The sequence below is a fragment of the Halomonas urmiana genome, assembly GCF_005780185.1.
Taxonomy (GTDB): Bacteria; Pseudomonadota; Gammaproteobacteria; order Pseudomonadales; family Halomonadaceae; genus Halomonas; species Halomonas urmiana.
Map to the genome: position 1 here is coordinate 70,337 of NZ_VBUI01000020.1, position 24,767 is coordinate 95,103.

Consider the following 24,767-nt stretch of genomic DNA (forward strand, 5'->3'; position numbering starts at 1 on the left):
GTGGCTCTACATGGCGCAATACGTCTACACCATGAACCGGGTGGGCAAGGTCGTGCCCCCCAAGAAGCAGATCCTCAAGGATATCTCGCTGTCGTTCTTCCCGGGCGCCAAGATCGGCGTGCTGGGCCTCAACGGCGCCGGCAAGTCAACGCTGCTGCGCATCATGGCCGGCGTCGACACCGAGTTCGAGGGTGAGGCGCGCCCCATGCCGGGCATCAACGTCGGCTATCTGCCCCAGGAACCCCAGCTCGACGACGACAAGAACGTCCGCGAGACCGTGGAGGAGGCGCTGGGCGAGATCAAGGCCGCCCAGGAGCAGCTCGACGCCGTCTATGCCGCCTATGCCGAGCCGGACGCCGACTTCGACGCCCTGGCCGCCGAGCAGGCGCGCCTGGAGAACATCATCGAGGCCTCCGATGCCCACAACCTCGACCGCAAGCTAGAGGTCGCCGCCGAGGCCCTGCGCCTGCCCGCCTGGGACGCCCGCGTCGGCCACCTCTCCGGGGGCGAGCGCCGCCGCGTCGCGCTGTGCCGGCTGCTGCTCTCCGGCCCCGACATGCTGCTGCTCGACGAGCCCACCAACCACCTGGACGCCGAGTCCGTGGCCTGGCTGGAGCGCTTCCTGCACGACTACAGCGGCACCGTGGTGGCGATCACCCACGACCGCTACTTCCTCGACAACGTGGCGGGCTGGATCCTCGAGCTCGACCGCGGCCAGGGCATCCCCTTCGAGGGCAACTACTCCGGCTGGCTGGAGGCCAAGGAAAAGCGCCTCGAGCAGGAAGCCAAGCAGGAGGCCTCCAAGAACAAGGCCATCAAGCACGAGCTCGAGTGGGTACGCAGCAACGCCAAGGGCCGCCAGGCCAAGAGCAAGGCGCGCCTCAACCGCTTCGAGGAGATGCAGTCCGGCGACTTCCAGAAGCGCAACGAGACCAACGAGATCTACATTCCGCCCGGCCCGCGCCTGGGTGACAAGGTCATCGAGTTTCACGACGTGGCCAAGGCCTTCGACGGCAAGCTGCTCTACGAGGACCTCGCGTTCAGCATTCCCAAGGGGGGGATCGTCGGCATCGTCGGCGGCAACGGCGCCGGCAAGTCGACGCTGTTCAAGCTGATCACCGGCCAGGAGCAGCCCGATCGCGGCGAGGTGGTGATCGGCGACACCGTCGACATCGCCTACGTCGAGCAGCTGCGCGACGCTCTCGACGACAAGCAGACGGTGTGGGAGTCGGTCTCCGACGGCCAGGACATCCTCAACATCAACGGTTACGAGGTCTCCTCGCGGGCCTACGTGGGACGCTTCAACTTCAAGGGCAACGACCAGCAGAAGCGCCTGAACGAGCTCTCCGGCGGTGAGCGCGGTCGCCTGCAGCTGGCCCAGACCCTCAAGCAGGGCGCCAACGTGCTGCTGCTCGACGAGCCGTCCAACGACCTGGACATCGAGACCCTGCGCGCCCTCGAGGAGGCACTGCTGGCCTTCCCCGGCTGCGCCCTGGTGATCTCCCACGATCGCTGGTTCCTCGACCGCATCGCCACCCACATCCTCGCCTTCGAGGGCGACTCCCACGTGGAGTTCTTCGCCGGCAACTACACCGAGTACGAGGCGGACCACAAGAAGCGCGTCGGCAACGACACGCCGCACCGCATGAAGTACAAGCGCATCGACGCCTGACCGGCTTCGCCGGAGCCATAAGCTATAAGCTATAAGCTGAAAGCGAACCCCACAGCCTCAGGGTGTGTGGGGTTTTCTTATGGCTGATGGCTTGGCGCCTGCCGCTTCCGGAGATAGCGCGGGGTTGCCCTCGACGGCGAGTCACGCCATAAGGGGACTCGTCCCGCGAGGAGCCGCCCATGAAGCGCTTGCTGTCCTGGCCCATCCGCCTGCTCAAGGCCTTCCGGCAGAGCATCGCCTACCTGCCCACCCTGCTGGCCGGGGCCTACGCCCTCGCGAGCCTCGCCGCCATGCTGCTGCCGGTCTCCGACGACCGGCTGCCGGCCCTGCTCACGCTGCTCGGCCTCGAGGCGCCGGAGAACACCCAGCCGCTGCTCGCCGCCCTGCTCGGCGGCATGATCTCGCTGATGGTCTTCAGCTTCTCCATGGTGATGTCGGTGCTCTCCCAGGCCGGCGGGCAGTTTTCCCACAAGCTGGTGTTCGGGCTGATCTCGGAGCGCCCGCATCAGTGGGTGCTGGGCCACTATCTGGGCACCATCCTCTTCATCCTGATGTTGCTGATGGTCCCGGATGTCGCCGAGGGCGAGGCGACCTGGCGCTCGCTGGCGATCTACCTGGCCTGCGCCATGGTCATCCACTGCCTGGGGCTGTTCGTGTACTTCATCCACAACGCCTCGCAGTCGATCCAGATCGACGCCGTGGCCACCGACCTGCACCGCACCACCCTCGCCTCCATGCATGCCCTGCAGCGCCGCCAGCAGGGTCAGGAGTGGCGCCTCCTCGCCGTCGCCCCGTCCACCGGACATGATCGCCATCCCGTGGCCGCCCGCCGCGCCGGCTACCTGCAGAATGCCGATCTCCCCGCGCTGGCCGAGCTGGCGCGCCGCGCCGACGGCGTGCTGCACCTGCACTTCCGCTTCGGGGACTACGTGGTCGAAGGGCTGCCGATCCTCTCGCTGGAGGCCGCGACGGCCCCGCAGGCGGCCTGGTGCGACGAGGTCCGCGCCGCCCTGGTCTACATGGAGGGCGAGGCGATCACCGAGCACCATGTGTTCGGCATGACGCAGCTGATGGAGGTCGCCCTGAAGGCGCTCTCGCCGGGCATCAACGACCCCGGCACCGCCCGGCTGTGCCTGCACCGCCTGACCGACCTGCTGCACCGGCGCCTGGCATGGCAACCCTGCGATGCGCTCTTCGATCGCGACGGCCACTGCCGGGTGACCTGGCGAGTGGAGGACTTCGAGAGCCTGCTCTATCGGCTCTTCCAGCCCATCCTGCAGCACGGCAGGCAGGAGCTGAGCATCGGCCTGGGCGTGCTCAAGGCCTTGAAGGCCCTGTCGCTGTTCGCCGAGCCCGAGGATCTGGCGATCCTCCAGGCCCATGCCGATCGGGTGGTGGAAACCCTCTCCCAGGCGGCGCGCCATCCGCTGGACCGCCGCTTCGTCTCAGCGCGCCTGGACGACGGCCTGCATCGGCTCAGGCTTCCGGCCGCCCTGCCGGGCCGGCAGGGCGGCTGAGCCCCGCCCGTCTCCGTAGCATGTCGCCTCGGTAGAGGCCTGCCTCAATACAGCTTCGCCTCCCCGCGCGGGCGGGTCTTGAAGCGTCGATGCAGCCACAGGTACTGCTCGGGGTGGCGGCGGATCGCCGCCTCGATCACCGCGTTGACCCGGGCGGCATCGGCCACCTCATCGCCGCTGGGGAAGTCCTCGAGCGGGGGCAGGTACTCCAGGGTGTAGGTGCGATCGTCCGGATTGCGATGGAAGATCAGCGGCACCACCGGCGCCCCGGTCATGCGCGCGATGCGCGCGGTCATGCGCACCGTGGCCGCCTCGATGCCGAAGAAGGGGGCGAAGACGCTGGCATCGCGGCCGAAGTCCTGGTCCGGCGAATACCAGACCGCATGGCCGGCCTTGATCCGGCGCACCACGCCGCGCAGGTCGTGGCGATCGAGGATCGCATCGAAATAGGGGGCCCGGGCGCGTGCCATGAAGCGGTCGAAGAGCGGGTTGTCGTGGGGGCGCTGCACGGCATCGGCGCGAAAGTAGAGCGCATGCAGGGCGGCCCCCAGGTCGAGGGTCGAGAAGTGCACCCCCAGGATCAAGGCTCCCCGACCCTGTGCCTGCAGCCGCGCCATGTGCTCCTGCCCGCGGAAGACCACCCGGTGGCGCAGGTGCTCGTGATCCCGGCACCAGCCGGTGGCCGTCTCGACCAGGCCGATGCCGTTGGCGATGAAGCTCTCGCGGACGAGCGCGGCCTGCTGCTCGGCATCGCGCTCCGGAAAGCAGAGCCGGATATTGGTCTCGGTGATGTGCCGACGGCGACTGGCCAGGCGCCAGGCGGCCAGACCGATGGCCTTGCCCACCCACAGCTTCAGTCGCCAGGGCAGCCAGGCGACCGCGTACATGGCCCCGATACTGAGCCAGGTGGGCCAGTAGCGCGGATGGGCGAAGGAGGTCTGGCTCATTGGGGGACAGACCCCCATTGACGTTGAGGACTTCTCTCCATGACAAGGTTCCTGGTCGGGATATCAATGGGGGTCTGTCCCCGATGCCCCATGATAGCGCCTGGGCACCCTCGGCAGCACCCCGGTGAGCAGGGTGTAGCTGATGGTATCGCAGTGGCGGGCCACCTCGTCCACCGACAGCACCTCGCCGTTCGCCGCCCGCCCCCAGAGCACTACCTCGCTGCCGATATCGGCCTCGGGCATATCGGTGAGATCCACCGTCAACATATCCATGGAGACCTTGCCGGCGATCGCGGTGCGCCTGCCCGCCACCAGCACCGGGGTGCCGTCGAGCGCGTGGCGGTCGTAGCCGTCGCCATAGCCACAGGCCACCACGCCGATCCGCGAGGGGCGTGGCGCCCGCCAGCGCCCGCCGTAGCCCACCGGCTCTCCCTCGGCGAGCTCACGCACGGCGATGATCGCCGAGCGCAGCGTCATCACCGGGGCGAGTCTCCGACTCGCCGCGTTGGCGGCCTCCAACGGGTCGCTGCCATAGAGCATCACGCCGGGGCGATTCCAGGCGCCGTGGGAGGCGGGCCAGGCCAGGGTCGCGGGCGAATTCGCCAGGCAGGAGGGAGCGCCGAGCCGCTCCGCCAGGGCCTCCAACAGCCCGAGCTGCCGCTCGAAGTAGCCGGACCCCCGGGCATCGGCGGTGGCGAAATGGCTCATCAGGTGCAGGTCGCAGGCGTACGCCGGGGCCGCGGCGAGCCGTTCCCAGACCGCCTCGGCCCGCTCCGGCGGAAAGCCCAGGCGATGCATGCCCGAGTCGACCTTGACCCACACCGGAATGGGCCGGGCGGGCCGGTAGGCGAGCAGCGCCTCGAGCTGCCAGTCGGCGTGCACCGCCATCCACAGCCCAAGCGCCTCGACCCGCTCGAGCTCGGCGGCCTCGAAGATGCCCTCGAGCAGCACGATGGGCGCGGTGATGCCTCCCTCGCGCAGCGTCTCGGCCTCCTCGAGGCAGGCCACGGCGAAGGCCGGCGCCAGATCCTCGAGGGCGCGGGCACAGCGGAGCGCGCCGTGACCGTAGGCATCGGCCTTGATCACGGCCACGGAACGACTGTGGGGGGCCTGGTCACGCGCCAGGCGGTAGTTATGACGTAGGGCGTCGAGGTCGATATCGGCAGTCAGCGGCCGGGCCATGATCGGAATCCTGTCGCGTCGAGGGGGAAGCGATGATTATCCCTCAATCGCCCGGGGAGTTCATGGCAGAAGACGCCGCATCAGGCCGAAGAGCCAGATATTCATCACGCCATATGGCTAAATAGCAGTCGAATCGACTACCCGAGAGCGACTCATCCGGCGTAAAGGCCGCCCCAGGCGCAAGGCGACCCGCATCGCGCGGGCCGCCTGGGGATCACTCGAAGATGACATCCAGCGAGAGCCCCTGCTTGTCGAGCATGCGGCGCAGCTTCTTGAGGGCCTCCACCTGGATCTGGCGCACCCGCTCGCGGGTCAGGCCGATCTCCTCGCCGACCTGCTCGAGGGTCGCGGCCTCGTGGCCACGCAGGCCGAAGCGGCGCACCACCACTTCCATCTGCTTCTCGGTGAGTTCGGCCAGCCACTCGTCGACATGCTGGCGAACATCGCCGTCGACCAGGGTCGACTCGGGGCCCTGGTCGTTGTCGTCGGCCAGGGTCTCGATCAGTGGCTTGTCGCTCTCGCTGCCCATCGGGTAGTCGACGGAGGAGACGCGCTCGTTGAGACCCATCATCTTCTTGACGGTCTCCACCGGCTTGTCGAGGTAGTCGGCGACCTCCTCGGCGGTGGCCTCGTGGTCGAGCTTCTGGGTCAGCTCGCGGGCCGCCCGCAGGTAGATGTTGAGCTCCTTGACCACGTGAATCGGCAACCGGATGGTGCGGGTCTGGTTCATCAGCGCCCGCTCGATGGTCTGGCGGATCCACCAGGTCGCGTAGGTCGAGAAGCGAAAGCCGCGCTCGGGGTCGAACTTCTCGACGGCGCGGATCAGGCCGAGGTTACCCTCCTCGATGAGATCGAGCAGGGTGAGGCCGCGGTTGAGGTAGCGGCGGGCGATCTTCACCACCAGGCGCAGGTTGGATTCGATCATCCGCGAGCGACCCAGCGGATCGCCCTTGCGGGCCAATCGCCCGAAGAAGACCTCCTCCTCGGGCGTCAGCAGCGGCGAGAAGCCGATCTCGTTGAGATAGATCTGGGTGGCATCGAGACTGTGCCGGTGGTGACGATCCTCGCGACTCAGGGCCTTCTCGAAGGCATCCTCATCGCCACTCAGTGTCTCCTCTTCCTCGCCGACCTCCTCGCGTTCATCCTCTGCCTCGACCGTACCGTCGTCCGCCTCTTCGGCGGACGCCAGATTCACATCCTGAAGGTCCCGTTCAAGCATGCTCATCGATTCCTACCCCATGGTTGCGACCGAGCGTCGTAGGTCCATGGCCGGACAATCGACGCACGAGATTATTATTGTTGAGTGCCCCGGAGCTACTGCCTCGGGTGGCCGCCGCCGACCATCGAGATCAGCGCGTCGGCAGATACTCCAGAGGATCCTGAGGCTGGCCGTCCTTGCGCACCTCGAAGTGCAGCCTGACATCCTCGGCATCGCTGTCACCCATGGTGGCGATGACGTCGCCGGCCTCGACCACATCGTTCTCCTCGACGTTGAGCGATTGATTGTGGGCGTAGGCGCTGAGGAACTGGTCGTTGTGCTTGAGCAGGATCAGGTTGCCATAGCCCCTGACGCCGCTGCCCGCGTAGACCACGATCCCCGGCCCGGCTGCCTTGACAGACTGCCCCTTTTGACCAGCGATATCAATGCCGGCGGTGATGCTGCTGCCCTCGCCGAAACGACCGACCACTTCGCCGGGCGCGGGCCACTGCCAGGGCACCTCCTCCACCGGTGTGTAGCGACGTTCGTCGCTCACCTGAGCGTCGGGCTCACCGGCGACCGAGGCCCCCTCGTCGGCGGCCGTCGGGGCCTCACCGCCCTGGTCGGATGACGCCTGGGCGGTCTGCTCGTCGACCGGCTGAGCGGTCTCGGACGACTCGGCTTCTGAGGCGGAGGTCCCCTCCTGCGCGGCGGCGTCTCGCTCACGCCGTTCGGCCAGGTCGCGCTCGCTCAGCTCACCATCCGCCCCGGGGCTGTCGTAGCTGTAGACCGGGCCCGGGCCCTGATCGGCACCCGATACGGCATCGGCGCTCTCCATGGCCGCCTGGCTGGGCCCCTGGGACGAATCGTCCTGTTGTTGGCGTTCGGCCGAGAGGCGACGATTGCGCTCGATGGCGCTCTCGTCGGGCATCAGCCAATCGAGGTCCTCGCCGCTGCCCGATGCCTCGTCGAGGCCGGTCGCCACCACGCCACCGCCGTCAGCGGTGCCCTGCACGGCTGCCTGGTCGGACGCCGCCGCGCCCGCTCCGTCGCCGCCGAGCGCCAGCGTCTGGCCGGGCTCGATGCGGTAGGGCGGGCCGATGCGATTGAGCCGCGCCAGGTCGCGATAGTCCATGTCGTGTCGCCAGGCGATGCCGTAGAGCGTGTCCCCCGCCTCGACGGTGTACTGCGCGGGGCGCGAGTCCGCCCGGGCCGCGGAGAGGTCGCGGACCTGGACCGGCCCGCTCTCGCCCTGCTGGGCGGCACAGCCGGCCAGCGCCAGCGCCAGTCCGGAAATCAGAAATACCTTATGCATCGGAGCCTTCCTCCTTGTCAGCACCTTGTCGGGGTCCGGCGGCCGCCGCACGGCGGTCTGCCGGGCGCGCACCCTCGGCGCCGGCGGAGCGGTTGGCCCAGCCGAGCAGCAGCACCAGGGCAGCACCGGCCAGCATCAGCGCGGCCACCGCCAGCAGTCGGGCGGGGTCGCCGGTCAGCTCGGCAAAGTCGGCCGGGGTCAGATAGCGATAGTCGAGGGGAATCATCTGGCCCTCGGCGCCCAGCTGGTAGCGTACCAGTTCACGCCATGGCCAGAGTACCGGCAGCGAGCCGATGATGAAGCCGACCAGCAGCTGCAGGGTGGCGGTATGGTGATGGCGCAGCAGCCAGGAGAGCAGCCGCGAGAAACCGAACAGGCCGACCAGGCAGCCCACGCCGAACAGCGCCATCAGCCCCACATCGAAGCTGCGGATGCCCTCCATCACCGTGCCGTAGAGCCCCATGGTCAACAGCAGGAAGCTGCCCGATACGCCGGGCAGCAGCAGCGCACTGATGGCGATGGCGCCGCCCACCACCAGCACCAGGTCGGGGTGGCCGAGCTGGGTGACCAGCGGCATCAGCGACGGCAGGCCGTGGGCCAGCAGCAGGCCGACGGCCAGCGGTACCAGGTGCCACCAGCGCCAGTCATCCAGATGGCGGCTGACCACCACGGCGGAAGCGGCCACCAGGCCGAAGAAGAAGCCGTTGAGCAGCAGGGGATAGTCGTCGATCAGCCAGACGACCAGGTGCGCGACGCTGAACAGGCTCAGGAAGATGCCGGCCAGCAGCGGCAGCATGAAGGCCAGGTTGAGGTGCAGCGCCAGACGCCCAAGCCCACCCTGCCGCCACGCCACGAAGGCCCCGGGCCCGAACTGCTTGATGCTGTGGATCAGCTCCTCGTAGATGCCGGTGACGAAGGCGATGGTGCCGCCGGAGACGCCGGGCACGGCATCGGCGGCCCCCATACCGGCGCCCCTGAAAAAAATACCGAGATGACGCTTCACAGCCGACTCCTTTCAACGAATGACGCCTTGTTCACCGGATGACACCTTCCAGCAGCGGCACGAAGCGTACCGGCTCCAGCCGCTCGCTGGCGAAGCCATCGCCGCGCCGGCGCACGCGAGTCAGCCATTGCCGGCCGTCCGGCTGGGCCAGCGGCGTGATCAGCACCCCCTCCTCGCCGAGCTGGTCGAGCAGCGGTCCGGGCAGCTCGCTGGCGCAGGCGGTCAGCAGGATGACATCAAAGGGCGCCTCCTCCGACCAGCCGTGCCCGCCATCGGCCAGGCGCAGCCGGACGTTGGCCACCCTGAGCCCGCGCAGCCGCTCGGCGGCACGTCGGTGCAGAGCATTGATCCGTTCCACCGACCAGAGTTCCTCGACCAGCCGTGATAGCACCAGGGTCTGATAGCCGGAGCCGGTGCCGACCTCCAGCACCCGGGAGGGCGCCTCCTGGATCACGAGCTCCGTCATCCGTGCCACCATCCAGGGCTGGGAGAGGGTCTGGCCGTGGCCGATGGGCAGCGAGGTGTCTTCGTAGGCGCGATGCGACAGGGCCTCGTCAAGGAAGAGATGGCGTGGCTCGCGGGCCATGACCTCCAGCACCCGGCGGTCGCGTACGCCCTGCTCGGCCAGGCGGCGCACCATGCGATCCCGGGTTCGCTGCGATGTCATGCCGACACCGCGCAGCAGTTCAGATGAGGGCATCCAGCCAGTCCTGCACGTCGTCGCGCGCTGCATGCCGGGTCAGATCGGTCTGCAGCGGCGTGATGGAAACATAGCCCGCCTCGACGGCGGCGAAGTCGGTGTCCGGGCCGTCATCGGCGTTCTCGCCCGCGGCGGCGATCCAGTAGCGCAGCCGGCCGCGCGGATCCCGCACCTCCAGGGGGCGGGCCGCCGGGCCGCGATAGCCCATGCGGGTGACCCGAAAGCCGCGCAGCTCGTCCCAGGGCAGGTCCGGCACATTGACGTTGAGCAGGCTGCGCGGCGGCAGCGAGAGCCGATCCGCCGCGCCCACCAGGCTCGCTGCCACCCGCCCGGCGGTCTCGAAATAGCGCCTGCCGACCAGCGACATGGCGATGGCCGCCATGCCCAGGTTGCGCCCCTCCATGGCGGCCGCCACGGTGCCGGAGTAGAGCACGTCATCACCCAGGTTGCCACCGTGATTGATACCCGAGATCACGAGGTCCGGCCGCTCGTCCCAGACGCCGTTGACGCCCAGATAGACACAGTCCGCCGGGGTGCCGTCGACGCTGTAGAAGCCGTTGTCGAGAGACGACAGCGCCAGCGGCCGGCTCAGAGTGAGCGAGTTGCTCGCCCCGCTCTTGTCGCGGTCGGGGGCCACCACCCGCAACTTGGCGTGGGCCAACAGGGCGTCGTAGAGGGCCCGCAGCCCCGGCGCGTGGACGCCGTCATCATTGGAAAGCAGTAGTCGGCGCATCAGGGGCTCCTGTCGAGGGACGCGGGGTCGAGGGTGGGATGGGCGATCAGCTCGCGCAGCACGGCCGTGGCGAAGGCGCCGCGGGGCAGGCTGAACGAGAGCCACAGGGCGTCGTCATCGCGGGTCAGCATCGGCTCGCCGAGGCGCAGCCGCAGCGCGCGGCGGGCCAGGCGAACGCCGGCCTGCGCGAGCCCGTCGCAGAGGCCCGGGTAGCGCGCCACCACGGCGGCCTCGCGCGCCCCCGCCTCGCCGGCGGCGCGCGAGTCGCCGACGCCCCACAGCGCGCCAGCCGGGTGCAGATCGAGGCGCGCGGCCCGCTCACGCAGCTCGGTGAGCACCGGGGGATCGTCCGGCGCGACGCCGAACTGGCTAGCGCTGCCGTCGAGCATCACCACCTCGCCGGGCAGCGGCGTCGCCCAGCTGCCGTCGCGGATGCGTGCGGCGAGCAGCTCGTTGAACAGGAAACTCCGGGCCGCCGAGAGCAGCATGCCGTCACGGTCGTCGCGCTTGCGCCAGCCGCGCGCCAGCACGGCGCGGGCGCGCTGCAGGTTCCGCCCGTGCGGGCCGAAGCGCTGGGGACCGAAGTAGTTGGCGACCCCCTCGCGGCACAGCCGCTGCCAGCGCGAGGCGAACCCGGCATCCGTCACCACCGCGCCGGTGAGGCGCAGCGCAAAGCGGTTGGCGCGATGCACGCCGCGCTTGAGCTTGCGGGGATGGCGGGCCTGGTCGAGCACGCGGATGCCACGCTCGGCGAGCCGCGCGATGAGCCCCTCGGGGGCCTCGCGGCCCGGCAGCTGCACCGAGAGCCACTGGCGGGTCACGGCCACGCGATCCTTCATTCCGGCATACCCGACCACCCTTGGTGCGACCTCGCAGAGCCTCGCCAGCTCGCGCACCGCCATGGCGGTGGTCAGGTCGCGCTTCTCGATGAAGAGCCACAGGTGCTCGCCCTGCCCCTCGGGGGCGAAGTCGAGAAGCTCCTCGACCCGGAAGTCCTCGGGCGCGGCACGGTAGTCGCCGGCCGGCGGGGGGCCGAAGGCGTCGTCCAGCACCCGCGGCCAGGCCGGCGGCCAGTCGATGACATCCTGGGCGTTCGTCGCGGCGGCCTCACGCATCCTGCGCCGCCCCCTCGCGCATCAGAAGCACCACCGCTTCGGCGGCGATCCCCTCGCCGCGGCCGGTGAAGCCGAGCCGCTCGGTGGTGGTGGCCTTGACGTTGATCGTCTCCACGGCGACGCCCAGGTCCTCGGCGATACGCCCGGCCATGGTGGCGACGTGGGGCGCGAGCTTAGGTGCCTGGGCGAGCACCGTGGCATCCAGGTTGCCGACCCGGTAGCCGGCCTTGCGGGCGAGGTCCGCGACATGGCGCAGCAGCGCCCGGCTGTCGGCACCGGCCCAGGCCGGGTCGGTGTCGGGGAAGTGGCGGCCGATGTCGCCGAGCCCGCAGGCCCCCAGCAGGGCGTCGCACACCGCGTGCAGCAGCACGTCGCCATCGGAGTGGGCCACGAAACCGTGGTCGAAGGGCACGGCGACGCCGCCGATCATCAGGTGATCGCCCTCGCCGAAGCGATGGACGTCGAAGCCATGGCCAATTCGCATCATGCGCTGTTCGCCCCCGCCGGGGGCGCCTCGGGTGTCGATGAGGCAGCCTGGGCGGCCTGTCGCTGGGCTGACAGCACCAACTCGGCCAGGGCCAGGTCCTCGGGATGAGTGATCTTGAGATTGTCGCGCCGCCCGACGATCAGCCGCGGCGCCTGCCCGGCGGCTTCCACCGCCGAGGCCTCGTCCGTCACGCTCACGCCTCGCGAGAGGGCCTCGCGAAGGGCCCGGCGCAGCAGGCCGAAACGAAAGCCCTGGGGGGTGAGGGCGTGCCAGAGCCCCTCGCGGGACTCGGTGGCGGCCACCCGCCCGGCGCCGTCGTCGCGCTTCATGGTATCGGCGACCGGTGCGGCCAAGAGCCCGCCCACGGGCTCATCGGCCAGGGTCGCTACCAGCCGCGCCAGGTCGTCCACGGTGACGCAGGGCCGGGCCACATCGTGAACCAGCACCAGGTCGTCGTCCGCCGCGTCCGGGGCGATGGCCGTCAGGGCCGCGATCACCGAATCGACCCGCTCGGCGCCGCCGAGGGCTCGCCGCCAATCGGCGAAGGGCACCCAGGCGGGATCGAAGTGGGCGTCGTCCGGATCCAGGCAGAGGCAGAGCCGCGCCTCGGGCAGCGCCGCGTAGAGCCGTTCCAGGGTACAGGCCAGCACGGTGCGCCCGGCCAGCGGCAGATACTGCTTGGGGCGATCGGCGCCCATGCGGCGCCCCTGCCCTGCCGCGGGTACCACCAGCCAGAGCCGATCGCTCACGGGCGCGCCTCCACGGCAGGGGCCGGCATGCCGACGAGACCGGCGTTGACCGACAGGCCACTGGCATCCGCCGCCACGCCGGGCACCCAGAAGAACTGTTCGTCGCTTCTCACCATGCCGATATCGCTGCGCGCCCGCTCCTCGATGGCATCCAGCCCAGTCTTGAGGTCAACGACCTCGGCGGCGAGGCGAGCATTGCGGTCGCGCAGCGGCTTGTTCTCGGCCTCCAGGACCTCGGCGCGCTGGCGCACCTCGGCGAGCTCGCGGAGGCCGCCCTCGCCGAGCCACAGACGAAACTGCAACAGGGCGATGAGTAGGGTGAGCACGATGGCCAGCCACTTCAACATGCAGGAGAGTCCGTCACGAGGCATTCGATGGCGGCATTATGCCAGTTTCGCACTCGATCGGCAGGGCCCGGGAGACGATGTCCGGGATCAGTTGCGTCGAAACGGCAGCGCCGCCTCGGCCGCGGCGACGTAGGCCTCGACGTGGCGGCGCTCCTCGGCGCAGAAGCGCGCCACGCCGTCGCGCAGCCGTGCGTCGGCGATATGGTGCAGCGAGGTGAGCCGCTGCGGGGCGAAGCCCCGGGCGAGCTTGTGCTCCCCCTGGGTGCCGGGATCGAAGCGGGTCAGGCCCCGCGCCAGGCAGTGCTCGATGCCCTGGTAGTAGCAGGCCTCGAAGTGCAGGCAGTCGGCGGCCACCTCGCTGCCCCAGTAGCGCCCGTAGAGGGTATTCGAGCCCTGCAGGCAGAGCGCGGCGGCCACCGGCCGGCCTTCGAGGCGTGCCTGGATCAGCAGCAGCGACTCGGGCAGGGTGCGGCGCAGGCGCTCGAAGAAGTCGAGGCCGAGATAGCCGTGGCGGCCGCGTTCCAGGTAGGTGATCTCGTAGCAGCGGAAGAAGTGCGCCATGGCCGCCGCGTCGATGGCCGCCCCCTCCAGGCGGTGTAGGGTCAGCCCCTGCTCGGCCACCAGGCGCCGCTCGCGCCGGATCGCCTTGCGCCGCTTGGCGGTCAGGGCAGCGAGAAAACCCGCGAAATCACCATAGCCGCGATCCTGCCACTGGAACTGCACGCCCTGGCGCGCCAGCAGGTTGGGCCGCGCCTCGCGCCAGGCCGCCACCTCGTCCACCTCGGCGAACAGCAGGTGCCAGCTCGACAGCTCGCCCGCCTCCCAGGCCCGCGCCAACCGCCGACGCGCGGCCAGCGGATCGACATGCGGCGCCAGGGCCAGGCGCGGCCCCGGCGCCGGGGTGAAGGGAATCGCCGAGAGCCCCTTGGGGTAATAGTCGCCGCCGGCACGCTCCCAGGCGTCGGCCCAGCCCCAGTCGAAGACGTACTCCCCGTAGGAATGGTGCTTGTGATAGTGGGGCAGGATCCCGACCAGCGCCTCGCCCTGCCAGAGGGTCAGGTGGCACGGCACCCAGCCGGTGGCGGGGCTCGCCGCCCCGCTCGCCTCCAGCGCATGCAGGAACTCGTGGCGCAGGAAGGGGTGGTCGTCGCCGACCAGGGCATTCCAGGCCGCTGCCGGTACCGCCTCGATGGCGGACACTTCGCTCATGACCAGTTCCGACATGGGGACTCCGGGGGGAATAGAGGGGCAGCGGCTGACAAGCCACCGGCATTGCGCCTACATTGTGCGCAGACCCTTCCGCCGATGCCACCACTGACCAGGGAGACGCGCATGGCCGACGCCCGCGCACTACTGCAGGCGCGTCTGGAGCAGCAGCGCCACGCCTTCACCGCCGAGCCCTACCCCTCGGCGGCGCTTCGACGTGACCGCCTCGCGCGGCTTTCGACCATGACCCGCCACCATCGTGACGAGATCGTTCGCGCGATCCGCCAAGACTTCGGTCACCGCGCCGAGGCCGAGACACGCCTGACGGAGATCGCCACGCTGCTGCAGGCCGTGGGCCATGCCCGGCGCCGCCTCAAGCGCTGGATGAAGCCGCGCAGGACGGCCGTGCCCTGGCGGCTGGTGCCCGCCCGGGCGCGCGTGCATCACCAGCCGCTGGGCGTGGTGGGCATCATCGCGCCGGCCAACTACCCCTGGCAACTGGCGCTGCTGCCGGCGGTGGACGCCCTGGCCGCCGGCAACCGGGTGATGCTCAAGCCCAGCGAGCATGCCCCCACCACCGCCGCGCTGATGGCGCGACTGGCGGGGCGCTACTTCGACCCCGCTGAGCTCGACGTGGTCGAGGGCGACGCCGAGGTCGGTCGCGCCTTCGCCGCCCTGCCCTTCGACCACCTGCTCTTCACCGGCCCCGCGTCGATCGGGCGTCAGGTGGCCGGCGTCGCCGCCGAGCGGCTGACGCCGGTCACCCTGGAGCTCGGTGGCAAGACCCCCGCCATCGTCGCCGATGACGCCGACCTGACCCATGCCGCCCGGCGCATCGCCTTCGGCAAGTGGCTCAACGCCGGCCAGACCTGCATCGCCCCGGATCACGTGCTGATCGATGCCGCGCGACTGCCTGCCTTCGTCGAGGCGCTGCGCGAGGCGGTCGCGGCGTTCTACCCTCACGGCACGGCGAGCGATGACTATTCGGCAGTTCCCGGCGAGGCGGGGCGCGCCCGGCTCGAGGCGATGCTCACCGAGGCCCGCGATCACGGCTGCCGGGTGATCGAGCTCGGCGAGCGCATCGAACTCAACCGGGGCGCCAAGCTGCCGCCGACCCTGGTGATCGACCCCACCGTGCGCCTGGCGATCATGCAGGAGGAAATCTTCGGTCCCTGGCTGCCGGTGATCGGCCTGCGCGACTTCGACGCCGCCCTGGAGCGAGTCGCCGAGGGCCCGTGTCCGCTGGCGCTCTACGCCTTCACTGACGACCCGGCGCGGCGCCGACGGCTGCTGGAGGAGACCCGCTCCGGCGGCGTGGTCTTCAACGACACCCTGTGGCACAGCGCCGTGCCCGGCCTGCCCTTCGGCGGCGTGGGCGAGAGCGGCATGGGCGCCTACCACGGGGAGGCCGGCTTCCTGCGCTTCAGCCACCAGCGCAGCGTCTTCGTCCAGTCTCGACGCAGCCCCGTCGGGCTGCTGAACCCGCCCTACCGGAAATGGCTGCTCAAGCTGCTTGGACTTTAAGGTAAGAAAACTACAAATCGAGCCAAAATACGGCTAGCATGGGCGGAATTCCGGAAACTATATTGGTAAACTTACCAAACTAAACAGAGCCGAGGTGCTTTATGGCCAGCAAGATCCCCGCCCTCAACGACACCGTCGCCGACGTCACCCGCCGCATCCGCGAGCGCAGCGCCGAGCGCCGCGCCCTCTATGAGAGCCGCATGGCCGACCAGCATCGCCGCGGCGTGCATCGCGGCGAGCTCTCCTGCGGCAACCTGGCCCACGGCTTCGCGGCCTGCGGCGCGACGGACAAAGACGCGCTGAAGCTGATGAACTCGGCCAACCTGGGGATCATCTCGGCCTACAACGACATGCTCTCGGCCCACCAGCCGCTGGAGACCTTCCCCGAAACCATCAAGGCCGCAGCGCGGGCCATGGGCTCCACCGCCCAGTTCGCCGGCGGCGTGCCCGCCATGTGCGACGGCGTCACCCAGGGCCAGCCGGGCATGGAGCTATCGCTGTTCTCCCGCGACGTGATCGCCATGGCCACCGCCGTGGGGCTCTCCCACAACATGTTCGACGCCGCGCTGTATCTCGGTGTGTGCGACAAGATCGTCCCGGGGCTGTTCATCGCCGCGGCACGCTTCGGCCACCTGCCGGCCATGTTCGTGCCGGCGGGCCCCATGCCCAGCGGCCTGCCCAACAAGGAGAAGGCGCGTATCCGCCAGCTGTTCGCCGAGGGCAAGGCGAGCCGCGAGGACCTGCTCGAGGCCGAATCGCAGTCCTACCACAGCCCCGGCACCTGCACCTTCTACGGCACCGCCAACTCCAACCAGCTGATGATGGAGATGATGGGCCTGCATCTGCCCGGCACCTCCTTCGTCAATCCCGGCACCGAGATGCGCGAAGCGCTGACCCGCTACGCCACCGAGCAGGCGATCCGCAACACGGCGCAGAGCGGCGATTACCGCCCCTTCTACAAGCAGATCGACGAGCGCGCCATCGTCAACGCCATCGTCGGCCTGCTGGCCTCCGGCGGCTCCACCAACCACACCCTGCACCTGGTGGCCATGGCCGCCGCCGCCGGCCTCACCATCACCTGGGACGACTTCACCGACCTCTCCGCGGTGACGCCGAGCCTGATGCAGGTCTATCCCAACGGCCAGGCCGACATCAACCATTTCCAGGCCGCCGGCGGTATGAGCCTGCTGTTCCGCGAACTGCTCGGCGCCGGGCTGATCCACGGCGACATCCCCACGGTGTTCGGCACCGACCTGACCGCCTACACCCAGGAGCCCTTCCTCGAGGACGGCACCCTGGTATGGCACGAGGGGCCGGAGAAGAGCCTCGACGAGGAGGTGCTGCGCCCGGCCGCCACGCCCTTCGCCCCCACCGGCGGGCTCACCGTGCTCGACGGCAACTTGGGCCGCGGGGTGATCAAGGTCTCGGCGGTCCAGGCCGAGCATCGCGTGGTCGAGGCGCCGGTCCAGATCTTCGAGGACCAGAACGACCTCAAGGCGGCCTTCGAGGCCGGCGATCTGGATCGGGACGTCATCGCCGTGGTGCGCTTCCAGGGCCCCAAGGCCAACGGCATGCCCGAGCTGCACAAGCTGACCCCCTACCTAGGCGTGCTGCAGGATCGTGGCTACCAGGTGGCGCTGGTCACCGACGGGCGCATGTCCGGGGCCTCCGGCAAGGTGCCGGCGGCCATCCACATGACCCCCGAGGCGTTGGACGGCGGGCCCCTGGCGAAGCTCCGTGATGGCGATGTCGTGCGGCTGGATGCCGACACCGGCAGCCTCGAGGTCAAGGTCGACGCCCACGAGTGGGCCGAGCGAACGATGCGGGTCGGCGACCTGGACCACTACCACGTGGGCCTCGGCCGCGAGCTGTTCGGTGGCTTCCGCCACCTGGCCATGCGCGGCGAGGAAGGTGCCGGAGTCTTCGGCGGTTTCGAGGCCGACGACCTGGCGCGCCAGGAGGGCCAGATCCACGACGAGGACGCCTGAGCCACTGCCAGAGCAGGGATACCGCAGTGGCACAGCGAGAAGCGCCGGGAACAGCTTCGAGCGATTACTCTCTGCAACAGCCCTGACGGCCAGAAGGGATGAATTGACGATGACACGACCCGCACTGATCGGTGATATCGGCGGTACCAACGCGCGCTTCGCCCTGGTGACGCCGGACACCTTCGCGCCCCATGACATCCAGAGCCTGCCCTGCGAGGATTATCCCGGCCTGGTGGAGGCGGTACGCGACTACCTGGCACGGGTCGGCCTGACCGGGGACGACGCCCCGCGGGAGGCCTGCCTGGCCTTCGCCTGCCCGATCCGCGGCGACCGGGTGACCATGACCAACAATCACTGGGCGTTCTCGCGCCAGGCGGTCCAGGAGTCGCTGGGGCTCAGCCTCTTCAAGGCGATCAACGACTTCACCGCCCAGGCGCTGGGCGTTCCCCACGTGGCGGCCGACGACCTAGTGGACGTACAGCGCGGCGAGCCGATCCCCCATGCGGCCCGGCTGGTGATCGGTCCCGGCACCGGGCTGGGCGTGGCCGGGCTCTTCCCCGGCCGCCAGGCCTGGATTCCGCTGCCCACCGAGGGCGGCCACGTGACCTTCGCACCCACCGACGAGCGGGAGCAGAACCTGCTGCGGCACTTCCGCAACCGCTATGGTCGCGTCTCGGTGGAGCGCATCCTGAGCGGCCAGGGCCTGCTCGACCTCTATCTGGCCCACTGCTCCCTCAAGGGCGCCCCGCCCCGGCTGAAGAGCCCGGCCGAGGTCACCGAGGCGGCCGCGGGCGGCGACCCGGTGGCCCGTGATACCCTGCTGCGGTTCCTGAAGATCCTCGGCGATGTCTGCGGCGATGCCGCCCTGACCATGGGAGCCCGTGGCGGCGTCGCCTTGTGCGGCGGCATCCTGCCCCGGCTGCTCCAGTGGCTTCCCGAGAGCCGCTTCCTCGAGGCCTTCACCGCCAAGGGGCGCATGGGCGCCTACACCGGGGCCATCCCGGTGCAGGTCGTCACCGCGCCCTGGACGGGCCTGCTGGGCGCCGCCGAGGCCCTGCACAATCCAGAGGTCGAATGACCCCCGAGGAGATCGAATGATTCCCGAATCGCTTACCGCGCTGGTCGAGGAGACCCGCGGCCAACGCCACGCCCGATGGGCCGGCCGTGAGGTCTGGCTGGCCAACGAGGCCTGGGGACAGCTCGCGGTGTCGCTGCAGGGCGCACAAGTCCTTCATTACCGCCCAGCCGGTGATGATAGTCAGGGCTGGCTGTGGGTCACCCCCACGCCCCAGGCCCTGCCCGGCGCGATCCGCGGCGGCATCCCGCTCTGCTGGCCCTGGTTCGCCGACGAGAACACCGCCGACGAGTCACCGGATCGCTCCGGCCCGATGCACGGCCCGGCGCGCAAGGCCGACTGGCGGCTGGATGCCGTGGACGAGCACGAGGAAGGGGTAGAGCTGCACCTCTCGCCCGAGGAGCGTCTGCACGGCCAGCTAACCCCCCGCGCGGTGATCCAGGCCAACGCCCGGCGCCTGCACGTGGAGCTGATCACCGAGCACGTCGGCGAGACGCCGGTGAAGATCAGCGGCGCCCTGCACAGCTACCTGGCGGTACACGACGCCCAGGCCTGCCGCCTCGAGGGGCTGGCCGGCGCCCGCTATCTGGACAAGCTCGCCGACTTCACCGAGCGCGAGCAGCTGGGCGAGCTGGGAGTGCGCGGCGGCCTGGACCGCATCTATCACAGCAACGCCGAGCTGACGCTGGACGATGGCACGCGCCGGCTGCGCATCGCCCGCCAGGGCAGCGACTCGGCGGTGGTCTGGCACCCCGGCGAGGCGCTACCGGCGGATACGCCCGCCGCGGCAGGCCGCCGCTTCCTGTGCGTGGAGGCCGCCAATACCCGGCTCGACCCGGTGTGGCTGGTGCCCGGCGCCCAGCACCTGCTCGGCACCACCCTGTCCCGGGCGGACGACGCCTGAGCGCCGCCCCACCCATCATGAGGACCCTCGACCATGCTGCCTGTCATCGCCTTCGGTGAAGCCCTCGTCGACATGCTCTCCAGCCGCCTGGGGAACGCCGCCGACGACGCCCCAGAGACTTTTACGCCTTATGCCGGCGGAGCCCCGGCCAACGTCGCCGTGGCCTGCGCGCGGCTCGGGGTGCCCAGCCGCTTTCTCGGCATGCTCGGCGACGACCACTTCGGCGACTTCCTGGCCGCCGAACTCGCCGCCCAGGGCGTCGAGCTTTCCGGGGTGTGCCGCACCCGCGAGGCGCGTACGGCGCTGGCCTTCGTCTCCCGGGATGCGAGCGGCGAGCGTACCTTCGACTTCTACCGGCCGCCCGCCGCCGACCTGCTCTATCGCCTGGAACACCTGCCGCCCGGCGTCTTCGCCGATCCGGCCATCCTGCACCTGTGCAGCAACAGCCTGACCGACCCCGAGATCGCCGAGACCACCCTGGCCATGGCCGAGATGGCCGCCCGGGCCGGCCGCCTGGTCAGCGTCGACGCCAACCTGCGCCACAACCTCTGGCCCAACGGCCGCGCCGACGGCACCCTGGTCACCCGGCTGCTCGACACCGCCGATCTGCTCAAGCTCTCCCGAGAGGAGGTCGACGACCTGCGCGGCGACCACCCGGAGGACGCCTGGCTGGCCGAGCGCCTGGCCGCCGGGGTCAAGCTGATCGTCATCACCGACGGCGGCGACGACGTGCGCGCCCTGGGTGCCGGGCTGTCGCTCTCGGTTACCCCGCCCGCGGTCAAACCGGTGGATACCACGGCCGGTGGCGATGCCTTCATCGGTGGACTGCTGGCCCGCCTGGCCGAGGACGGCGCCGAGGAGGGCTGGCACCACGACACCGCCCGCCTCGAGGAGGCGCTGGCCTTCGCCTGTCGTTGCGGTGCCCACGCCGTCACCCGCCCCGGCAGCTACGTTGCCCTACCGACCCAGGCCGACCTCTCGCCCGCCTGAGCGGCGCCCCGGCACGACGCACGCGTCCAGAACAGAGAGCGAACATGACAAAGGGCACGACGAGTGCCGTGCCCTTACCTTTGTCATGACGGCGCGAATCAGGCCTCGGCGTCGTCCAGCAGCTGCTCGGCCTCGGCCACCAGGTTCTCCACGGTGAAGCCGAAGTGCTTGAACAGGTCGCCGGCCGGGGCGGATTCGCCGTAGGTGGCCATGCCCATAGGCGCGCCGGGATGGCCGGAATCGGCCAGTTCAAAACGTGACGGCATGGGGACTCCCATTCGTTGGATGATGGTTGGCTCAGGCGGAGACGAGGTCAGAGAGTCGCCAAACGGTTGGCGATCCGCTCCTCGAGACGTTCCTGATCCTCGGCGAAGCGGCGGATGCCTTCGGCCAGCTTGTCGTTGGCCATGGCGTCCTGGTTGTGACCCCAACGGAAGGCGGGCTCGGTGAGCGGGACCGGCCGGGGACCGCCACTGCGCTCCATAAGCACCTTGGGTATAACATCGCCCTGTGTGTTGGCCAGTTCCTCGAGCAGCGCCGGCGAGATGGTCAGCCGCGGGCAGCCGGCCAGCGCCAGCACCTGGCCGGTGGTGCGGAAGCTGGCGCCCATCACCACGGTGTCGTAGCCGCCCTGGTTGACCCGCTGACAGACGCCACGCACGAACTGCACGCCGGGGTCGGTATCGGGGGTGAAGTCCTGACCGGTGGCCTGCTTGTACCAGTCGGTCACCCGCCCGACGAAGGGCGAGACCAGGAACACCCCGGCATCGAAGCAGGCCTGGGCCTGAGCATCGCTGAACAGCAGGGTCAGATTGCAGTGGATGCCTTCCTGCTCCAGTCGCTCGGCGGCGCGGATGCCCTCCCAGGTCGCGGCCAGCTTGATCAGCACCCGATCCTTGCTCACGCCGCGCTGCTCGTAGAGTGCGATCAGCTCGTGGGCCTTGCGGATGCTGACCTGGGTATCGAAGGAGAGCTTAGCGGCGACCTCGGTGGAGATCCGCCCGGGGATGACCTTGGCGATCTCACTGCCCTTGGCCACGGCGAGACGGTCCACGGCGTGCTCGACCTGGGCCTGACGATCGCCGGTTTCGGCCTTGACCGCGGCCAGCTCCTCGTCGATCAGCGCCTGGTAGCCCGGCATGTCGAAGGCCTTGAGCAGCAGCGAGGGGTTGGTGGTGGCGTCCTGTGGCCGGTAGCGCTGGATGGCCTCCAGGTCGCCGGTGTCGGCGACCACCAGAGAGAGCTGCTTGAGGGCGTCGAGTTGGGTCGTCATGGGCAGTTCCTCTCTTGTTGTGCGATGCATTATACGATGGGGTCAGGTAATGAAATAACGCTCGGCCAGGCGACGGCAATAGCGGGCATAGACCTCCCGATAGGCGTCGATGCTCTCGGGTCAGGCACGGCCCGCGACGAGTTATCGAGATGCACCAGACGCTCGCAGAGGCTGGCCAGCTCGGCGCCCTGATGACACCAGGCGGCCTGCAGGGCGGCGCCCAGGGCCACAGTATCGGTGATTTCGGGACAGATCACTGGGGTGCCGGTGATGTCGGCGACCATCTGCTGCCACACCGGGCTGCGCGAGCCACCCCCGATCAGCCGGATCTCACTCAGCCCCTCGGCCAGCCCCAGCTTGCGGACCAGCTCGGGGGCACCGTGCCGGCCGGCTCGTGGGACTCGATGAGGGTGCGGCGATAGGCGTCCAGGTCGACACCTGGCAGCGCCGCCAGGGTAGGGATCGCCTCGTGGGTCATGTAGCCGAGCAGGAATTCGACGATCAGCGGGTCGGCGCTGGCCTCATGCGCATAGCGATAGCCAGCCAGGTAGCCGAAGTAGGCCAGCGCCTGATGGCCGGCGTTGAGCAGGCGGAGCTTCATCAGCTCATAAGGCTCGACGTCCTCGACCAGCTGCACACCGAGATTGTCGAAGGCCGGACGCCCGGCGACGAAATGATCTTCCAGCACCTACTGGGTGAAGGGCTCGCAGACCACCGGCCAGGCATCCTCGACGCCGAAGCGACTGCCGAGCTCGTTGATGTCCGCGGGCGTGGTCACCGGCGTGATGCGATCGACCATCGAATTGAGGAACGGCACCTCGGCCTCGACCCAGGCGCCGAGCTCGGCATCCCGGGCATGGGCGAAGGCGGTGAACATCTTGCGTGCGACATCGCCTTTGCCCTGGATGTTGGGCGCGACACCCCGCTCGCGACGGCGCCGGAGAGCCTCGATGACCAGACCGAAGGAGGTCTTCGGGGTGGCCGACGGCGTCAGGTCATGCTGGACGTCGAGATTGTCGAGGTCGAACTCGCCGCTGACCGGGTGGAAGTTGTAGCCGCCCTCGATGACGATCAGGGCGACGAGGCGGATCGCCGGACCGGCCATCTTCTCGATCACCGCGGCCGGGTCTTCCGGGGCGAACAGGTAATCGATCATGCCCCCCACGACACGGGCCTCGCGGCGGCCGCCGGGGTGCTTCACCACCAGGGTGTGTAGAGGTGTCCTAGACGGTCAGAACCTCCTGCACCAGGCGATTGCCCGGCATCACGCCGACGCAATGCCCCCTGCCGGTCGATCCAGCGGGCCGTTTCGTCCGGCTCAGGCGGCCTGGCGCCGGCCGTTGCTCACGGCCTGCATGGCCAGGGCGGTATCCAGCATGCGATTGGAGAAGCCCCACTCGTTGTCGTACCAGGCCATTACCTTCACCAGCCGACCGTTCACCCGCGTATGGTTGGCATCGAAGGTGGAAGAGTTGGCGTCATGATTGAAGTCGATGGAGACTAGCGGCTGAGCGTTCACCGAGAGCACCGGTGAACCCTCGGCCGCCCGAGCCACGATGGCGTTGATCTCTTCCCGGGTGGTGTCGCGGCTCGCGGTGAAGGTCAGGTCCACCAACGAGACGTTGATCAGCGGCACGCGCACCGCCAGGCCATCGAAGCGGCCGGCGAGTTCCGGCAGTACCAGCCCTACCGCGGCGGCGGCGCCGGTCTTGGTAGGGATCATCGAATGGGTGGCACTACGGGCCCGGTAGGGGTCCTTGTGGTAGACGTCGGAGAGGTTCTGGTCGTTGGTGTAGGCATGCACCGTGGTCATCAGGCCGTTCTCGATACCGACGGTCGCGTGCAGCGCCTGTGCCAACGGCGCCAGGCAGTTGGTGGTGCAGGAGGCATTGGAGACCACCCGGTGCTCGTCCTTGAGCACGTCCTCGTTGACGCCATAGACCACGGTGGCATCGGCATCGGGGCTCGGCGCGGAGACCAGCACCCGGCCGGCGCCGGCCTCGAGGTGCTTGGCGGCGTCCGCCCGCTTGGTGAACAACCCGGTGCACTCCATGACCAGATCCACCTCCAGGGCCTCCCAGGGCAGCCGCGCGGGGTCGCGCTCGGAGAGGATCTCGATGCGGTCACCGTCGACGGTGAGGCTGTGCTCGTCGTGGTCCACCTTGAAGGGGAAGTGGCCGTGGACGGTGTCGTGGCGCAGCAGATGGGCATTGAGCGCCGGATCACCGAGGTCGTTGATGGCGACGACCTGGATGCGGTCGCGGTAGCCACCTTCGTAGAGAGCACGAAATACGTTGCGACCGATGCGACCGAAACCGTTGATGGCGATCTTGAGCGTCATGATGTCTTCCTCTCGATCCAGACTTTGCCGTCTTGTGGGATGGGCTGAGCCGTGGAGCGATGAGGGCATCGCAGCGTTCCGATCTGCCTGCCGGGCAGATCGACGGCTCATCTGCCCACAATGTGACGCACGACGGCTCAGGAGACAAGGAGTTTTTCGTAACTTTACAACATTAACGCCAATATTGTGGCTTGCCAGATATCCCTATCCACCTATCAATAAACGATTTTACCCAGCACGCATCCCCTTTTTGCGGTGATATTAGACCTTCGTCTTATCCCGAGAGTTTAGTAATATCACCACCGATGCAGTATCTTGTCAGGCAGTCTCGCGACCGGCCCATCTTCTTATTAGGCCGCCCGCGCGAGCCCGCACCCCTAAAGGAGAGCCCGGTATGACGCACCGCCCCATCCCCGTCCGTCGCACCAAGATCGTCGCCACCCTGGGTCCCGCCAGCGACCGGGAGGGCGTGCTGGAAGAGATGCTGTCCGCCGGCGTCGA

General features: G+C 69.2%; 24 protein-coding genes and 1 pseudogene. 8 read left to right on the forward strand and 17 right to left on the reverse strand.

What is annotated here, in order from left to right:
* Positions 1-10 precede the first annotated feature (10 nt).
* Together ettA and FEI13_RS13415 are read left to right on the forward strand one after the other, a co-directional pair.
* Positions 11-1,672, forward strand: coding sequence for an energy-dependent translational throttle protein EttA (gene ettA, locus FEI13_RS13410; protein ID WP_138182020.1), 1,662 nt, complete (start codon positions 11-13; stop codon positions 1,670-1,672).
* Positions 1,673-1,851: 179 nt separating this feature from the next.
* The gene (locus tag FEI13_RS13415; RefSeq protein ID WP_138182021.1) at positions 1,852-3,189 is read left to right on the forward strand and encodes a DUF2254 domain-containing protein; all 1,338 of its coding nucleotides are present in this window, start codon (positions 1,852-1,854) and stop codon (positions 3,187-3,189) included.
* A 44-nt stretch (positions 3,190-3,233) separates the two neighbouring features.
* Here FEI13_RS13415 and lpxL read toward each other — a convergent pair whose 3' ends face one another.
* The 12 genes from lpxL to FEI13_RS13475 all read right to left on the reverse strand — a co-directional run bounded on the left by lpxL (position 3,234) and on the right by FEI13_RS13475 (position 14,174).
* A complete protein-coding gene (gene lpxL, locus FEI13_RS13420) occupies positions 3,234-4,136 on the reverse strand; it encodes an LpxL/LpxP family Kdo(2)-lipid IV(A) lauroyl/palmitoleoyl acyltransferase (protein WP_138182022.1) in 903 nt (300 codons plus the stop codon).
* A 63-nt stretch (positions 4,137-4,199) separates the two neighbouring features.
* Complete coding sequence (gene alr, locus FEI13_RS13425; RefSeq protein WP_138182023.1) at positions 4,200-5,318, reverse strand: alanine racemase; 1,119 nt, start codon at positions 5,316-5,318, stop codon at positions 4,200-4,202.
* A 214-nt stretch (positions 5,319-5,532) separates the two neighbouring features.
* Positions 5,533-6,543, reverse strand: coding sequence for an RNA polymerase sigma factor RpoS (rpoS, locus tag FEI13_RS13430; protein WP_138182024.1), 1,011 nt, complete (start codon positions 6,541-6,543; stop codon positions 5,533-5,535).
* A 124-nt stretch (positions 6,544-6,667) separates the two neighbouring features.
* The gene (locus tag FEI13_RS13435; protein ID WP_138182025.1) at positions 6,668-7,831 is read right to left on the reverse strand and encodes a peptidoglycan DD-metalloendopeptidase family protein; all 1,164 of its coding nucleotides are present in this window, start codon (positions 7,829-7,831) and stop codon (positions 6,668-6,670) included.
* On the reverse strand, positions 7,824-8,795 hold the full coding sequence (locus FEI13_RS13440; protein ID WP_193555743.1) for a DUF368 domain-containing protein: 972 nt from the start codon (positions 8,793-8,795) through the stop codon (positions 7,824-7,826). The genes FEI13_RS13435 and FEI13_RS13440 overlap by 8 nt, the downstream gene beginning before the upstream one ends.
* A 70-nt stretch (positions 8,796-8,865) precedes the next feature.
* Positions 8,866-9,534, reverse strand: coding sequence for a protein-L-isoaspartate(D-aspartate) O-methyltransferase (locus FEI13_RS13445; protein ID WP_138182027.1), 669 nt, complete (start codon positions 9,532-9,534; stop codon positions 8,866-8,868).
* Positions 9,521-10,267, reverse strand: a complete 747-nt coding sequence (surE, locus tag FEI13_RS13450; protein WP_138182028.1) for a 5'/3'-nucleotidase SurE — start codon at positions 10,265-10,267, stop codon at positions 9,521-9,523. Before surE ends, FEI13_RS13445 begins: the two co-directional genes overlap by 14 nt.
* On the reverse strand, positions 10,267-11,382 hold the full coding sequence (gene truD / locus FEI13_RS13455) for a tRNA pseudouridine(13) synthase TruD (protein WP_138182029.1): 1,116 nt from the start codon (positions 11,380-11,382) through the stop codon (positions 10,267-10,269). Before truD ends, surE begins: the two co-directional genes overlap by 1 nt.
* Entirely contained in the window at positions 11,375-11,866 is a 492-nt protein-coding gene (gene ispF, locus FEI13_RS13460; protein ID WP_138182048.1) for a 2-C-methyl-D-erythritol 2,4-cyclodiphosphate synthase, read from the reverse strand. Before ispF ends, truD begins: the two co-directional genes overlap by 8 nt.
* Entirely contained in the window at positions 11,866-12,618 is a 753-nt protein-coding gene (ispD, locus tag FEI13_RS13465) for a 2-C-methyl-D-erythritol 4-phosphate cytidylyltransferase (protein ID WP_138182030.1), read from the reverse strand. The genes ispF and ispD overlap by 1 nt, the downstream gene beginning before the upstream one ends.
* Complete coding sequence (locus tag FEI13_RS13470; protein WP_138182031.1) at positions 12,615-12,965, reverse strand: FtsB family cell division protein; 351 nt, start codon at positions 12,963-12,965, stop codon at positions 12,615-12,617. The genes ispD and FEI13_RS13470 overlap by 4 nt, the downstream gene beginning before the upstream one ends.
* 87 nt (positions 12,966-13,052) lie before the next feature.
* The gene (locus FEI13_RS13475) at positions 13,053-14,174 is read right to left on the reverse strand and encodes a GNAT family N-acetyltransferase (protein WP_420841599.1); all 1,122 of its coding nucleotides are present in this window, start codon (positions 14,172-14,174) and stop codon (positions 13,053-13,055) included.
* Between the two features lie 123 nt (positions 14,175-14,297).
* Here FEI13_RS13475 and FEI13_RS13480 point away from each other — a divergent pair, with 123 nt between their 5' ends.
* The 5 genes from FEI13_RS13480 (at position 14,298) to FEI13_RS13500 (ending at position 20,652) form a co-directional block, all read left to right on the forward strand.
* Complete coding sequence (locus FEI13_RS13480) at positions 14,298-15,695, forward strand: coniferyl aldehyde dehydrogenase (RefSeq protein ID WP_138182033.1); 1,398 nt, start codon at positions 14,298-14,300, stop codon at positions 15,693-15,695.
* A gap of 101 nt (positions 15,696-15,796) precedes the next feature.
* Positions 15,797-17,683, forward strand: coding sequence for a phosphogluconate dehydratase (gene edd / locus FEI13_RS13485; protein WP_138182034.1), 1,887 nt, complete (start codon positions 15,797-15,799; stop codon positions 17,681-17,683).
* Positions 17,684-17,792: 109 nt separating this feature from the next.
* Positions 17,793-18,761, forward strand: a complete 969-nt coding sequence (glk, locus tag FEI13_RS13490) for a glucokinase (protein ID WP_138182035.1) — start codon at positions 17,793-17,795, stop codon at positions 18,759-18,761.
* Positions 18,762-18,777: 16 nt separating this feature from the next.
* Positions 18,778-19,662, forward strand: a complete 885-nt coding sequence (locus FEI13_RS13495) for a D-hexose-6-phosphate mutarotase (RefSeq protein ID WP_138182036.1) — start codon at positions 18,778-18,780, stop codon at positions 19,660-19,662.
* Between the two features lie 33 nt (positions 19,663-19,695).
* Positions 19,696-20,652 carry a carbohydrate kinase family protein gene (locus tag FEI13_RS13500; RefSeq protein WP_138182037.1) on the forward strand — a complete coding sequence of 319 codons (957 nt, stop codon included), beginning with the start codon at positions 19,696-19,698 and terminating at the stop codon, positions 20,650-20,652.
* 98 nt (positions 20,653-20,750) lie between these two features.
* Here FEI13_RS13500 and FEI13_RS19095 read toward each other — a convergent pair whose 3' ends face one another.
* The 5 genes and pseudogenes from FEI13_RS19095 to gap all read right to left on the reverse strand — a co-directional run bounded on the left by FEI13_RS19095 (position 20,751) and on the right by gap (position 24,266).
* Positions 20,751-20,918: a hypothetical protein gene (locus FEI13_RS19095; protein WP_158294548.1), complete on the reverse strand. Its 168-nt coding sequence runs from the start codon at positions 20,916-20,918 to the stop codon at positions 20,751-20,753.
* Between the two features lie 47 nt (positions 20,919-20,965).
* Positions 20,966-21,925, reverse strand: coding sequence for a transaldolase (tal, locus tag FEI13_RS13505; RefSeq protein WP_138182038.1), 960 nt, complete (start codon positions 21,923-21,925; stop codon positions 20,966-20,968).
* Between the two features lie 29 nt (positions 21,926-21,954).
* On the reverse strand, positions 21,955-22,209 hold the full coding sequence (locus FEI13_RS13510; protein WP_338035087.1) for a hypothetical protein: 255 nt from the start codon (positions 22,207-22,209) through the stop codon (positions 21,955-21,957).
* A 116-nt stretch (positions 22,210-22,325) separates the two neighbouring features.
* A pseudogene (locus tag FEI13_RS13515) lies at positions 22,326-23,199 on the reverse strand (mannitol dehydrogenase family protein); the annotation flags it as partial.
* A 44-nt stretch (positions 23,200-23,243) separates the two neighbouring features.
* Complete coding sequence (gene gap / locus FEI13_RS13520; protein WP_138182039.1) at positions 23,244-24,266, reverse strand: type I glyceraldehyde-3-phosphate dehydrogenase; 1,023 nt, start codon at positions 24,264-24,266, stop codon at positions 23,244-23,246.
* Between the two features lie 394 nt (positions 24,267-24,660).
* Between gap and FEI13_RS19515 the strand changes: the two genes are divergently transcribed.
* The coding region (locus FEI13_RS19515; protein WP_240036529.1) for a pyruvate kinase at positions 24,661-24,767 on the forward strand (107 nt) is incomplete at its 3' end.

What these genes read in the sequence shown, in the direction of transcription:
- FEI13_RS13435 (WP_138182025.1), bottom strand. Translation starts at nt 7,831, where the DNA reads ATGCATAAGGTATTTCTGATTTCCGGACTGGCGCTGGCGCTGGCCGGC.
- glk (WP_138182035.1), top strand. Translation starts at nt 17,793, where the DNA reads ATGACACGACCCGCACTGATCGGTGATATCGGCGGTACCAACGCGCGC.
- rpoS (WP_138182024.1), bottom strand. Translation starts at nt 6,543, where the DNA reads ATGAGCATGCTTGAACGGGACCTTCAGGATGTGAATCTGGCGTCCGCC.
- tal (WP_138182038.1), bottom strand. Translation starts at nt 21,925, where the DNA reads ATGACGACCCAACTCGACGCCCTCAAGCAGCTCTCTCTGGTGGTCGCC.
- FEI13_RS13495 (WP_138182036.1), top strand. Translation starts at nt 18,778, where the DNA reads ATGATTCCCGAATCGCTTACCGCGCTGGTCGAGGAGACCCGCGGCCAA.
- FEI13_RS13475 (WP_420841599.1), bottom strand. Translation starts at nt 14,174, where the DNA reads ATGAGCGAAGTGTCCGCCATCGAGGCGGTACCGGCAGCGGCCTGGAAT.
- ettA (WP_138182020.1), top strand. Translation starts at nt 11, where the DNA reads ATGGCGCAATACGTCTACACCATGAACCGGGTGGGCAAGGTCGTGCCC.
- FEI13_RS13440 (WP_193555743.1), bottom strand. Translation starts at nt 8,795, where the DNA reads ATGGGGGCCGCCGATGCCGTGCCCGGCGTCTCCGGCGGCACCATCGCC.
- lpxL (WP_138182022.1), bottom strand. Translation starts at nt 4,136, where the DNA reads ATGAGCCAGACCTCCTTCGCCCATCCGCGCTACTGGCCCACCTGGCTC.
- FEI13_RS13470 (WP_138182031.1), bottom strand. Translation starts at nt 12,965, where the DNA reads ATGTTGAAGTGGCTGGCCATCGTGCTCACCCTACTCATCGCCCTGTTG.
- ispF (WP_138182048.1), bottom strand. Translation starts at nt 11,866, where the DNA reads ATGCGAATTGGCCATGGCTTCGACGTCCATCGCTTCGGCGAGGGCGAT.
- FEI13_RS19095 (WP_158294548.1), bottom strand. Translation starts at nt 20,918, where the DNA reads ATGCCGTCACGTTTTGAACTGGCCGATTCCGGCCATCCCGGCGCGCCT.
- truD (WP_138182029.1), bottom strand. Translation starts at nt 11,382, where the DNA reads ATGCGTGAGGCCGCCGCGACGAACGCCCAGGATGTCATCGACTGGCCG.
- FEI13_RS13415 (WP_138182021.1), top strand. Translation starts at nt 1,852, where the DNA reads ATGAAGCGCTTGCTGTCCTGGCCCATCCGCCTGCTCAAGGCCTTCCGG.
- FEI13_RS13445 (WP_138182027.1), bottom strand. Translation starts at nt 9,534, where the DNA reads ATGCCCTCATCTGAACTGCTGCGCGGTGTCGGCATGACATCGCAGCGA.
- FEI13_RS13480 (WP_138182033.1), top strand. Translation starts at nt 14,298, where the DNA reads ATGGCCGACGCCCGCGCACTACTGCAGGCGCGTCTGGAGCAGCAGCGC.
- alr (WP_138182023.1), bottom strand. Translation starts at nt 5,318, where the DNA reads ATGGCCCGGCCGCTGACTGCCGATATCGACCTCGACGCCCTACGTCAT.
- FEI13_RS13500 (WP_138182037.1), top strand. Translation starts at nt 19,696, where the DNA reads ATGCTGCCTGTCATCGCCTTCGGTGAAGCCCTCGTCGACATGCTCTCC.
- gap (WP_138182039.1), bottom strand. Translation starts at nt 24,266, where the DNA reads ATGACGCTCAAGATCGCCATCAACGGTTTCGGTCGCATCGGTCGCAAC.
- FEI13_RS13510 (WP_338035087.1), bottom strand. Translation starts at nt 22,209, where the DNA reads ATGGTCGCCGACATCACCGGCACCCCAGTGATCTGTCCCGAAATCACC.
- surE (WP_138182028.1), bottom strand. Translation starts at nt 10,267, where the DNA reads ATGCGCCGACTACTGCTTTCCAATGATGACGGCGTCCACGCGCCGGGG.
- edd (WP_138182034.1), top strand. Translation starts at nt 15,797, where the DNA reads ATGGCCAGCAAGATCCCCGCCCTCAACGACACCGTCGCCGACGTCACC.